Consider the following 12,411-nt stretch of genomic DNA (forward strand, 5'->3'; position numbering starts at 1 on the left):
CTGGATCGCCAGCCAGGACTGGAGTTTCAAGTCCGTCACCGCCTATCGCGAATCGTCCACCGAGACGAATATCGATTTCGACACGTTGCCGGAAAAGATTGCCGACGTAGCGGCCGATTACAGCGATCACCAGTTCACCCAGGAATTCCAGGCCAATTACGACTCCGGCAATGCCCTGCATGGCGTATTCGGTTTGTTCTATTTCAAGGGAGCGGCTGCGGGTCAGATCGACAATATCTTTCTGGGTTCGCCGCCTTACAGCACGCTGGGACTGGCGCAGTACGGCAGCACTGGCGGGCGCGTGGGCACCAAGAGTTACGCAGCTTATGGCGACTTCACCTGGGATATCAGTCCGCAGTGGAGCCTGGACCTGGGCGTGCGCCTGACGCGTGAGACCAAGACCGCGCTGATCCAGAACTACGGCTATGCCGATGCCAGCTTCACCAATCCCGTGGCAACGTTGGCCAACTTCAACGGCTCGCACACCACCAATAATGCCTCGCCGAAGATATCGTTGAACTGGGCGGCATCCGATCACATCAATCTCTACGCCAGCTACAGCGAAGGCTTCCATTCCGGCGGGTACAACATTCGCGCCAATTGCGTGGCCATTCCCACCTCTTGCCGGCCTATTCAGGACGAAAAGGTGCAGTCGTATGAAGTGGGCAGCAAGATGACCTTCTTCGACGACCGCTTGATGATGAATACGGCAGCGTTCCACAACGTGTACTCGAACATCCAGTTGTCGGTGTTCACTTCCTATACGTTGCCCAATGGCAGTCAGGGCTTCTTCGGCGATTTCACCAACGCCGGCAAGGGGCATATCGATGGCCTGGAAGAGGAGTTCGCCTGGAAGCCCGCCGAGAACTGGACCTTCAGCGGGAACGTGGCGTACCTGCATACCAAGTACACGCAGTTCCTCAGTGGCGGTGTGAACATCGCCGATACCCAGCGCTTTACCAATGCGCCGAAGTGGTCGGGCGGGTTGTCTCTGGAGAACAGCTATCCGCTGGCCAATGGCGGCAGCATCACGGGCCGGATCAACTACACCTATCAGGCCTCGGTATATCCGGAGACCACGTTGTCGCCGCTCATCGAGCAGCCCTCGTATGGCCTCTGGAATGCTGGCGTGATCTGGCAGATCAACGATCCGTGGACCTTGAGCCTGCAGGGCACCAACCTGGCCAACAAATCCTATCGCACCACCGGCTATAACATCGCCGCTCTGGGCATTGTAACGGGCTACTACGGCGCGCCGCGCATGGTTACGCTAAGCGCTCGCTACAAGTTCTGATCATCCTGTCACTCCCCTCCCTCTCCGGATGGCGCAAGCCGCGAGGAGAGGGAGCTTTTTCTTTCTGGAGAATCGCCATGCGCTGGATCGGTGTGTTGTGCCTGGGTCTGTTTGCCGCCGGTGCGCAGGCGGCGCCGTTGCCAAAACTGAAGATTGACGCGCACCGTGTCGCGGTCTCCGGCCTTTCGTCCGGTGCCTATATGGCGACGCAGATGCAGATGGCTTATCCGGACATCTTCCCTTATGCCGCGATCGTGGCGGGTGGCCCGTATGCGTGCGCCAATGGCAAGCTCGACGTGGCGCTCAGCACCTGCATGAAGGGCGCGCCGGCCGCTGACGTACCGACCCTGGTGACCAAGGCGATCGGGCGTGCCGATGCCGGTGACAACGGTGCCTTGAAGTATCTGGCGCACGGCAAGGTCTATCTGTTGCATGGCAAGGAAGATGCTACCGTTGCGCCTGCCGTGGCTGAGGCAGGCGCGCAATTCTATAAGCGTCTGCGTGATACCGCGCCAGGGTTGAAGGGCTTGCAGGTGGTCGACGATGGCGATCGCGCGTTTGCGCATAATCTGCCCCTTCGCGAGCAGGGCGATGACTGCCACAAATCGGTATCGCCTTACCTGGGACATTGCGGATTCGATGCAGCGGGAGAGGTATTTGCTCAGCTTTTCGGCAAGCCCTTACACGCGGTCGGCGATGCGAAGGGGCAGTTGCAGACGTTCAACCAGGACGCGTATCGCGTCAACGGCGCCGATCCGCTGCTGGCCGAGGAAGGTTACCTCTACGTGCCGCCGGCCTGCGCTGCGGGTAAGCCGTGTGGCTTGTTGGTGGCATTCCACGGTTGCAAGCAGAATGCGGCTGCCGTGGGTGAGGCGTTCGTCAAGGACGCCGGCTTCAATCGTTGGGCCGACGCGTACGACGTGGCGGTCCTGTATCCTCAGACGCGCGCCAGCATGGCGCCTCTGAATCCGCAGGCATGTTGGGACTGGTGGGGATACTCGGGCAGCGATTACGACACCCGCGCGGGCGTACAGCCGCGATGGGTCGCTCATGTCGTGGAGCAACTGGGAGTGGCGCCGAAGCACTGAGGCGCTGCGCTTGGCCCGTGCGCCCGTTCCACTCAACGCCCTGCGCCGATGTTGGGGAAGAGGCAGCAACGTCTTCTGGCATCGTCGGAATCAATGCACGTCATCGTTCATGCCATCCGGTCGCTGGCTCGATGGCCACACCGTGCCGAGTTGAGCGCCTGCCTCTGCGTGTCGCTTTTCTGCTGGCCTTGCCTGGGCAGCGGGTCGTGATGAGGGGGGCGTGACGGTGCTGAGTGCGCCCAACATTGCCATTGCCGCGCTTATCTGGCTTGGCATGCTTTTCGGTGTGGCGCTGATCGGCGAGCGCCGGCCGGCGCTGTTCGAGAAGCGGTGGTCGATCGTTTATGCCTTGTCGCTGGCGATCCATTGCACGTCGTGGACGTTCTACGGGACCGTGACCCAGGCCAGTCGTTCGGGATGGTGGCTACCGCCGACCTTCATCGGTGCGATCCTGATGTACTTGCTATCGGTACGCGTGTTGCGCCGCCTGGTGCAATTGGCCCGCGACTACAACGCGGGATCGCTGGCCGACCTGATCGCGGTGCGGCTCGGGCGCCACTCCGGATTGGCCGCGATGGTCACCGCTGTCGTGGTGATTGGTATCGTGCCGTACATTGCCTTGCAGCTGAAGGCGGTGGCGATGAGCTATGACATGCTCAGCCATGGCCAGCTCACCGAGTCCGAACCGTGGCAGGACAGTGCGCTCTATATCGCCTTGCTGATGGCGCTGTTTGCCATGCTGTTCGGGACTCGGCGCGCATCGACCACCGCCCATAACCGCGGGCTGGTGCTGGCGATGGCGTTCGAGTCGCTGTTCAAGCTGGGCGCGATGCTGGCGCTGGGTTCGCTGCTGTTCTCGCCAATACCTGCCAATGCGGTGCACGGTGCGCCACCGCCGCACGACAGCGCCGGCTTCCCCGCGCTGATTCTGTTGGGCGCTCTGGCGATGTTCACCTTGCCGCATCAGTTTCACGCCGGCGTGGTCGAATGCCGTGATCCTTCGCACTTGCGCACGGCGCGCTGGCTATTCCCGTTGTACATGTTGTTGATCTCGTTGCCGATCCTTCCCTTGGCCAAGCTGGGCGATACTTGGCTGGGACCGGTGGGAGTGCCTTCCGATCTATACGTATTGGCCTTGCCCATGGCGCGTCAGCAACACGGCCTGGCCTTGGTCGCCTTTCTGGGTGGACTGAGTGCGGCTACCAGTATGGTCGTGGTGGCCACGCTTGCGCTGAGCCTGATGGTAGTCAACCACTTTATCGCCCCCTTGCGTGTGCGTGCGGGTTGGGGCCGCGATGAACATGGTGATCTCAGCGGGCAGGTGATCACGCAACGGCGTATCGCCATCCTCATAGTCATCCTGCTGGCATGGGGCTATAGCCGCGCGTTGGCTGGCAATGATGCCCTGGCCGACATCGGTGCCATTTCGTTCTCCGCACTGGCAGGCCTTGCCCCGGCGCTGCTGGCTGCGGTGTACCGCCCGCAATGGGGGCCACGTGCGGTCACCGCTGGCCTGATGCTGGGTACGGCAACCTGGCTATACGTGTTGCTGCCGGCGATCGTCCCTGGCGCATCGTGGGCCAACGCCGCGCCTTTTGCGATCGACTGGTTATCGCCCGACGGTCTGCTGGGACTGAGTGACTGGAGTCGCCTGGGCAGGGCGGTTGCCTTGAGCCTGGCCGTCAATGTCGCTGCCATGGCGTTGTTAGCTGGATCACGGCTCGCCCAGACGGCTCGACCCATCAGCGTGGGCGACATCGATGTGTCGCAGTTGCATGCCCTGGCCGCGCGGTTCCTGCCGGCCGATCGCGTGGCGCATCTATTCGAGCACGCCCCCAGCCTTGGTCTTGCCGGTAGTCATCGGGTAGCGCTGGTCGAGCACGAACTGGCTGCCGTGATTGGTGCTGCGTCGGCGCGCTTGCTGTTGGAAGTGGTGCGCCAGCAACGTGGCGACGAAATCGATACCGTTGCGGCGATCGTGGGCGAGGCAGCGCAGGATCTGCGCTTCAACCAACGAGTGCTCGAAGCGGCGTTGGAAAACATGAGCCAAGGCATCTGCGTGGTCGATGCCGAATTGCGTCTCGTGGCGTGGAACAGCCGTTACGCAAGCCTGTTCGACTATCCGGCCCAGTTGCTGCAGGTGGGCCAGCCGGTCGCCGAGCTGACGCGCCATAACATCGAGCGTGGCATGATCGGACCAGGCGACATCGAGGGCCGTGTACAACAACGCTTGATGCATATGCGTGCCGGCACGCGGCATCTTTCCGAGCGCCGTTTCCCCGATGGCACGGTGGTAGAGATTCGTGGCAATCCCATGCCTGGTGGCGGCTTCGTGGCGACGTTCACGGACGTGACAGCGTTTCGGCAGGCTGAGAATGCCTTGCTGCGTTCGAACGAGACACTCGAGCAGCGGGTCGAAGAGCGTACACGCGAGCTGGCCGAGGCGAGTGCGGAAGCGCAACGCGCCAACGAAGCCAAAAGCCGTTTCCTGGCAGCGGTAAGCCATGACCTGATGCAGCCGCTGCATGCCGCGCAACTGTTCGCCCATACCCTGGGTGAGCGCGATGGCGGTAACGAAACCGCGCGTCATCTCAACGGTGCCCTGGCCGCTACGGAAGGTTTGCTGGCAGGGCTGCTGGATATCGCGCGACTGGAAGCCGGCCGCCTGCATCCGCAGCCACGCGCCTTCGCCCTGGCCGATGTCTTTGATCCCCTGGCAGCTGAGTTCCGTGTGCTGGCCGAGGAGCGTGGTATCCGCCTCGACGTGGTTGGCAGCCGTGCGTGGGTGCTTACCGACCCTCAACTGTTACGCCGCGTCTTGCAGAATTTCCTGTCCAATGCGTTGCGTTATGCCGAACATGGACGCGTGCTGCTCGGTGTGCGCCGCCGTGGTGCCCATGTACGACTGGAGGTCTGGGATAACGGCCCCGGTATCACGCCAGACGAACAGCGCGTCATCTTCGACGAGTTCAGGCGTGGCAGCACGGCCGGTGGGCAGGGCTTGGGCTTGGGACTGTCGATCGCCCAGCGCATGGCCGGATTGCTGGGCACGCCCTTGCACCTGCGTTCTTGGCCGGGGCGAGGCAGCGTGTTCGATCTGGAAATACCGTGTGCGGCACCGGTGCGCCAGCTTACGCCCATAGCAACTGTCCACCCGGTGCCGCAAGGTCGTGCGCTGGTGCTGGATAACGAACCGGCAGCCTTGTCGGCGCTCGGCCAGTTATTGGCTGGTTGGGGATGGCAGGTGCATACGGCGCGCACCGTGGAGCAGGCGCGCGCCGCATCGTGGCACCCGGACGTCCATATCTTCGACTATCACCTCGATGGTGGCGTGACCGGGCTCGAGGCTTGGCAGGCACTGGGTGAACTGGCGCAGGCTGTACCGACCATCATTCTGACGGCGGATCGGGATGGCGAGTTACGCCAGCGTTTGCTCGATCGTGGCGCGGGTGTCTTGTACAAGCCACTCAAACCCCTGGCTTTGCGCCAGGTGCTGCAACGCGTCATGGCGGCCCAGGGGACCTGAGCACGCTTTTCTAAGCGTTGCGTGTGGGATCACTCAGATTCAATGATTGCAATAGCACGCCGGCTTGCGTGCGATTGCGTACGCCGAGTTTTTCGAAGATTGCGGTGACGTGCGCCTTGACCGTGCGTTCCTGGATCGAAAGCCGGTCGGCAATCTGCTTGTTCAGAAGTCCACCGCCGAGCAATACAAGTACGCGATATTGCTGCTCGGTCAGGCGCGCCAGCCGCGCGGCCAGCATGGCATCGGCCGGATCGTTCGGTAGCGCTTCTATGCCTTGTATCCATGCCTGTGGCAGCCAGCGGTCGCCGTGCAGCACCGTGGTGATCGCCTCGCAGATATCCGCCGGGCTGGCGCTCTTGGGAATGAAGCCGGACGCTCCATGATTGAGCACGCGCTGCACGATGCGCGGATCGTCATGGCCGGAGACAACCAGCACGGCGACTCCCGGATGCTGCCCGCGCAGCGCGGCCAGGCCTGATAGTCCCTGGCTGCCGGGCATGTGCAGATCCAGTAGCACCAGATCGGTATCCGGCTCGCTGGCCAGCGCAGCCAAAGCGCTATCGAGGTCCGCGGCCTCGCCGATGTCGCAGCCGGGCACGCTTTCACCGGCCGCCTGGCGCAGGGCGGCCCGAAACAAGGGATGGTCGTCGGCGATGAGCAGGCGTGTCATGACCTCCGACGGTAGCCGGATGCGTGCACCACGTCGAGGTCAGGAGGTCATGCTGGACTTTGGTACGATGGCATTGCGCCATGGGCTTGCTATGTTCGCCCGATGTCCTTATTCCCTCGCGCCTGGCTGATCCTGCTGCTGGCACCGGTCATCGCCGGTTGCGTATCGACTTCTCGAACGACCGGGCATTCCATGAAAGCAGCCGATTTCGTGCGCGGTGACATTCGCATCACCGATTACCGTCATGGTGACGACCTACTGAGTGCAGGCCTGGGATTGAAGGGGCTGTCCGGGCCTCCCGCGCCGTTCGCCGATCCGCAGCATCCCACTGCCTCCGAGTTGCGGCGTCGCGCTATCCAGGCGAGTTGGAAGGGCATTGCCGACCTCGGACCACTCGGTGGCTATGGTCACGTCTACGGCGGCGTTCCCGATGTACCAGGCCGTGAGTACCAGGCATTCGCATGGATTCCCGGTGCCCGTCAGCCGCATCGCGTGCTGTTGCAGGTGCCCGACCATTTCGATACACAGCGACGCTGCCTGGTGGTGACCGCATCCTCGGGATCGCGTGGTATCTATGGCGCCATCGCGCTGGCCGGGGCCTGGGGCCTGCCTCGTGGCTGTGCCGTGGCTTACACCGACAAGGGCACCGGAGCCGGTTACTTCGACTACACCAGTGATACGGGTGTAGCACTGGATGGCACGCGTGCTCAACGCGCAAGCGCGCCCTTGGAATTTGAGCCACCCGCCCAGGCCGGTGCGCAAGGTGTTGCAATCAAGCACCTGCATTCGGGGGACAATCCCGAGGCCGACTGGGGACGGCACGTGTTGCAGGCGGCGCGATTCGGCTTGGCCATGCTGGACAAGGCCTTCCCGGGCCAGGCGCCGTTCACTGCCCAGAATACGACCATCATCGCGACTGGGCTGTCCAACGGCGGGGGTGCGGTGTTGCAGGCGGCGGGCCTTGATGATGAACACTTGCTCGCCGGTGTCGTTGCGCTTGAGCCCAATATCTATGTGCAAGGCCAGGGCAGGGCGCTTTATGACTACGCTACCCAGGCGTCGATCCTGTTGCCATGCGCGCTCAGTGGTGAGCGCTTTGCCAAGGTTCCATTGGCTCGCACGCCCGAAGGCAAGGTCCCGGCCGCATGGACGGCACGTTGCGCAAGCCTGCATGCCCAAGGCAAGCTGGTGGGAGGCGATGCGCAAGCGCAGGCCGAGTCGGCTTATCACCAACTGCGCGAGGCGGGCTGGATCGACAATGCCATGGCGGTATCGGCCAGTGTGACGGCTTTCGATCTGTGGCGCGCTATTACAGCGGGCTATGCGTCTTCCTATGCACGTACTGACGCATCGAACATGCCTTGCGGGTTCCATTACGCGGCCCTTGGTGCTGACGGCAAGCCGGCGGCGGCCACGGATGCGGTCCGTGCGGCCTGGTGGGCCGATGGATCGGGTATTCCCCCCGGCAATGGCATCGGTCTGCTGGGAGGCACGGATGCGTCAGGCGATCCGGCGCTCGCCGGGGAGCAGTGCCTGCGAGCGCTATGGGAGGGTCACGATGAACAGGCGCGTGCCGTGCAGGCTTCTGTCGCGGCCACGGCAGCTACCTTGCCACGTGCGGACCTTCCATTATTCGTGCTGCATGGTGCCGACGACGGCCTGTTGCCGACGGTTTTCAGTTCCGAACCCTATATCGCATGGTTGCGCGAGCAGGGGCGTCATCCGCTGTACTGGAAGGTGCCGCATGCGCAGCACTTCGATGCTTTCCTGCCATTGCCGGGTTTCGGCCAAAGCCATCTGCCACTGATGCCGTACGGCTATTGGGCGCTGGATCGCCTGTGGGCGCACCTGTACGAAGCTGCCCCTTGGCCGACTGATCTGCCCACGCCGCAGGGGCGGGCACGCGGTGCCGGTGCGCTGGATGCGGCGATGCTTGATCTGCCTCGCTGAGGGGGCGGCAAGGCCGAGGGGAGTGACGAGGGCACGAGTCCGATCGCTTGCGTGTCCCATCGAGGCCCAGGCGCTCTCGTCACGTCATGATTTGCTCGAATCCGCCGAGTGACGAGAACGCCTCGTGACTCGACAAGCAACGACAGCCGTTCGGACTTGCACCCTCGCCACGCACTCCTCATCCCTGTCGCCGTGCAGAAAGGGAAGGCGGCACACGACAGGCCGTGAAGCCGCACTCATCCTCTAAGAAGTCAGGGCGTCAACCCTTCTGCCTTCATCGCCGCCTTGACTCCTGCATTGGCGCGCATGCGTTCGAAAAATGCATCCAGGTGATCGAAGCCGCTCAGGTCCACCTGTTTGCCGCGTGCCCAGCGAGTGACAACGAATAGATAAGGATCGGCGATGGAGGCCGCGTCGCACAGCCACTCACGGCCGGCAAGGCGGTTGTTGAGCACGCCGAACATCTCGCGAAGACGGGCACGGGCCTTGTTCTGCATGACCTCTTGTAGCGTGGCGTCTTCGACGAACAGGTTCGGCCCGAACAGCGGCTTGAAGCCAGCATGCACGTCGGAGTTGATGTAGCAAAGCCAGCGCATCACTTCGGCTCGGCCCTCGATGCCTTCGCCACCAAGACCTGCTTGCGGGTAGCGATCGGCAAGATAGCTGAGGATGGCCACGTTCTGGGTCAGCACCTTGCCATTGTCGAGCACCAGTGCCGGCACACCGCCGAAGGGATTGATCGCCATATAGGCCGGTTCACGTTGCTGGCCGCGTTCGAGCACGTGCACTTCATAGGGATGCCCGATCCACTCCAGCACGATGTGGTCGGTGAGCGAGCAGGCACCGGACATGGTGTACAGCTTCATGATTGCTCCTTGGCAGGGCGATTGACGATCTCAGGGGCGCGATTATCGCCTCAAAAGGCCTGCATTTGCTTGCGTCGCTGCTTCCACCAGCCGCCTCCGCACACGAGTAGCACCAGTAGCCCGTCGAGTACGTATTTTGTCCACGCGTGGGCATCGAACCATGCCGACAGCAGGTGGTCGTGCGCGATCATGCGTGCCGCCGTCCAGGCGATGGCGCCGGCGCCGACATAGATGATTACCGGAAAGCGCTCGATCAGCTTGAGGATCAACGTCGATCCCCACACTACCAGCGGCACGCTGATTGCCAGGCCCAGTATCACCAGCAACATATGGCCGCCCGATGCGCCGGCAATGGCGAGCACGTTATCCAGACCCATCAAGGCGTCGGCGACGATGATGGTGCGCAGCGCGGCCCAGAAGCCGCTGGCCGGGCCGACCTCATGCCCCTTGCCGTCGTCGCTCTTGAGCAATTTCCAGGCAATCGGCAGCAACAGAAGGCCTCCGACGAGCATCAGTCCGGGAAGTTCGAGCAGATAGACAACGATGGCTGTCATGGCTACGCGTATCGCTACCGCGCCGAACGTGCCCCAGAACACGGCTTTCTTTTGTAGGTCCTTGGGTAGGTTGCGCGCGGCCATGGCGATCACGATGGCGTTGTCGCCGGCCAGCACGAGGTCGAGCAAGACGATGGCCAGCAGGCCGGAGAGGAATTCGGTGGTTAGAAGTTCCATGGGGCAGATCCTCGACGCGCTCGACTCATGCGACGACAGCAGGCGCGCGCGGCCCGCAGTCATCGCAAAAGTCTCGTTCGCAGACAGTGCCGCTGCGGCGCCCGGAGCGGATGGTCCGCTCGTGATGACGTATCGCCGCTCAAACCGCATCGGCGCTTGAGCGCCCCGGGCCTGGAACTACTCCCTTTTGGGATGTAATAACGCCACGCATTGTACAGGGGCGCGGGGAAGGGCGGTCAAGCGTGCTGCGTCACGACATGTCCGGCTACATCGGGACCAGATACAATGGGCGTTTTCCTCTCGACGAGACTCGCCCCCATGAGTGCGCACGACATCCGCTCCGCCAAGCGTCCTGATCCCGACCAGCCGATGGTTGATATCGCCAACTATGTGGTCGATTACAAGATCGAGTCGAAGGAAGCCTACGACACCGCGCGTTACATGTTGCTCGATTCGCTGGGCACCTCGATGCTTGCGATGAAATTCCCCGAATGCGTCAAGCACCTGGGTCCGGTCGTCCCCGGCGCCAATATGGTGGGCGGAGCGCGTGTGCCGGGCACCAGCCACGAGCTTGACCCGGTGCAGGCGGCTTTCTCCATCGGCACGCAGATTCGCTGGCTGGATTTCAATGACACCTGGCTGGCGGCCGAGTGGGGCCATCCATCGGACAACCTCGGCAGCATCCTGGCGGTGGCCGATTACCTCAGCCGCAAGGCCGAGCGCGAAGGCGGCAAGGCGCTGACCGTGCGCGACGTGCTGACCTATGCCATCAAGGCACATGAAATCCAGGGCTGCTATGCACTGAAGAACAGCTTCAATCGCGTCGGCCAGGATCACGTGATCCTGGTGCGCCTGGCCTCGACGGCCGTAGCTACCGCGATGCTGGGCGGCGACAAGGAGCAGATCACCACTGCCGTGTCGCACAGCTGGATCGACAACGGTGCGCTGCGCACCTACCGCCACGCACCCAATACCGGTCCGCGCAAGAGCTGGGCTGCCGGTGACGCCTGCCGCCGAGCCGTGACCCATGCGATCAATGCCGTTTATCGCGGCGTGGTGGGTTATCCATCCGCACTTTCGGCCAAGACCTGGGGCTACTACGACGTCGCCTTCAAGGGCAACGCGTTCGAGTTCGAGCGTCCCTTTGGCAGCTATGTCATGGAGAACGTGCTGTTCAAGATCAGCTTTCCTGCTGAGTTCCATGCGCAGACGGCCGTCGAGTGCGCGATGCAACTGCATGAGCAGGTCGCCGGCAAGATCGACCAGATCGAGAAGATCGTCATCGAGACGCAGGAGGCCGGCTGCCGCATCATCGATAAGACCGGTCCGCTGGCCAACTATGCCGACCGCGATCATTGCATTCAGTATATGGTCGCCGTACCGCTGATCTTCGGCCGTTTGACCGCCGATGACTACAACGACGACGTTGCCGCCGATCCGCGCATCGATGCGTTGCGCGACAAGATGCAAGTGCGTGAAAACCCGCAATTCACCAAAGATTACTTCGATCCGGAGAAACGTTACATCGGCAACTCCGTGCAGGTGTTCTTCAAGGATGGCAGTAGCACCGACAAGGTATCGATCGATTTCCCCATCGGTCATCGCAAGCGTCGCGCCGAAGGCATTCCGGTGCTGCTCAAGAAGTTCGAAGCGGCTATGCGCGGCCACCTGCCGTCCCACAAGGTCAAGGCAATCCTCGATGCCTCCAGCGACCCGGTGAAGCTCGATGCCATGCCGATTCACGATTTCATGACGCTTTTTGCGGTTTAAATCGAAGTGAGCCGAAACTGAACGGGCGCGTCCGGTAAATCCCTAAATGTTTAGTTTTTGCTAAACTGCCGGCGCCCGTTGCAGGACGTGAAAGTTCCCCCGCGCTGCGCGCCGTGTTCAGACACGTGTGGCAGGTGCCCCGAAATGCATACGAAGAAAAACCAAGAAAGGAGATATCCGATGAACCGTAAGGGCCTGTACTTCCTGATCGCCCTGGCTCTGGGTGGCGCTGGCGCCGCTCATGCTCAGGACTCGTCGACGACCACGCCGAGCTACGACGGCCGCTGGTACATCGCGCCGACCGTGGGTGGTTACTACAACGACACCGATCGCAACACCAGCAGCCGTCAGGTCTATTACGGTCTGGGCGTCGGCCGCTTCATCTCGCCGAATGCGTCGATCGACCTGTTCATCGACCGCACCAAGCGTGACCGCGACACCGCTGTCGGCGGTGGCAAGTGGTCGAACAACAACTACGGTGTGACCGGCCGCTGGTACTTCGGTGACTGGAACGCA

The 12,411-nt window shown here is 62.4% G+C and carries 8 protein-coding genes and 1 pseudogene; 6 read left to right on the plus strand and 3 right to left on the minus strand.

Going from position 1 to position 12,411, the window contains the following annotated elements:
- The 3 genes from VF436_RS10770 to VF436_RS10780 all read left to right on the plus strand — a co-directional run.
- Positions 1-1,294 (plus strand): TonB-dependent receptor (locus VF436_RS10770; protein ID WP_330904022.1); only part of this gene is annotated, 1,294 nt, incomplete at its 5' end.
- A gap of 77 nt (positions 1,295-1,371) precedes the next feature.
- Positions 1,372-2,382 carry a PHB depolymerase family esterase gene (locus VF436_RS10775; protein WP_330904023.1) on the plus strand — a complete coding sequence of 337 codons (1,011 nt, stop codon included), beginning with the start codon at positions 1,372-1,374 and terminating at the stop codon, positions 2,380-2,382.
- A 226-nt stretch (positions 2,383-2,608) separates the two neighbouring features.
- Positions 2,609-5,908 carry a hybrid sensor histidine kinase/response regulator gene (locus tag VF436_RS10780; protein WP_330904029.1) on the plus strand — a complete coding sequence of 1,100 codons (3,300 nt, stop codon included), beginning with the start codon at positions 2,609-2,611 and terminating at the stop codon, positions 5,906-5,908.
- 10 nt (positions 5,909-5,918) lie between these two features.
- On the opposite strand, the gene VF436_RS10785 is transcribed toward VF436_RS10780, so the two are convergent.
- Positions 5,919-6,578, minus strand: a complete 660-nt coding sequence (locus tag VF436_RS10785) for a response regulator transcription factor (protein ID WP_330904024.1) — start codon at positions 6,576-6,578, stop codon at positions 5,919-5,921.
- A gap of 102 nt (positions 6,579-6,680) precedes the next feature.
- Here VF436_RS10785 and VF436_RS10790 point away from each other — a divergent pair, with 102 nt between their 5' ends.
- Entirely contained in the window at positions 6,681-8,528 is a 1,848-nt protein-coding gene (locus VF436_RS10790) for a 3-hydroxybutyrate oligomer hydrolase family protein (RefSeq protein ID WP_330904025.1), read from the plus strand.
- A 251-nt stretch (positions 8,529-8,779) separates the two neighbouring features.
- Here the strand turns inward: VF436_RS10790 and VF436_RS10795 are convergent, their stop codons facing one another.
- Entirely contained in the window at positions 8,780-9,394 is a 615-nt protein-coding gene (locus VF436_RS10795; protein WP_330904026.1) for a glutathione S-transferase N-terminal domain-containing protein, read from the minus strand.
- 50 nt (positions 9,395-9,444) lie between these two features.
- Positions 9,445-10,125: a TerC family protein gene (locus tag VF436_RS10800; protein ID WP_330904027.1), complete on the minus strand. Its 681-nt coding sequence runs from the start codon at positions 10,123-10,125 to the stop codon at positions 9,445-9,447.
- A 318-nt stretch (positions 10,126-10,443) separates the two neighbouring features.
- On the opposite strand from VF436_RS10800, the gene VF436_RS10805 reads away from it, so the two are divergent.
- Together VF436_RS10805 and VF436_RS10810 are read left to right on the plus strand one after the other, a co-directional pair.
- Complete coding sequence (locus VF436_RS10805) at positions 10,444-11,895, plus strand: bifunctional 2-methylcitrate dehydratase/aconitate hydratase (protein WP_330904028.1); 1,452 nt, start codon at positions 10,444-10,446, stop codon at positions 11,893-11,895.
- Between the two features lie 180 nt (positions 11,896-12,075).
- Positions 12,076-12,411: pseudogene (locus VF436_RS10810) on the plus strand (OmpA family protein); the annotation flags it as partial.

Source organism: Dyella sp., from assembly GCF_036384435.1.
GTDB lineage: Bacteria > Pseudomonadota > Gammaproteobacteria > Xanthomonadales > Rhodanobacteraceae > GSA-30.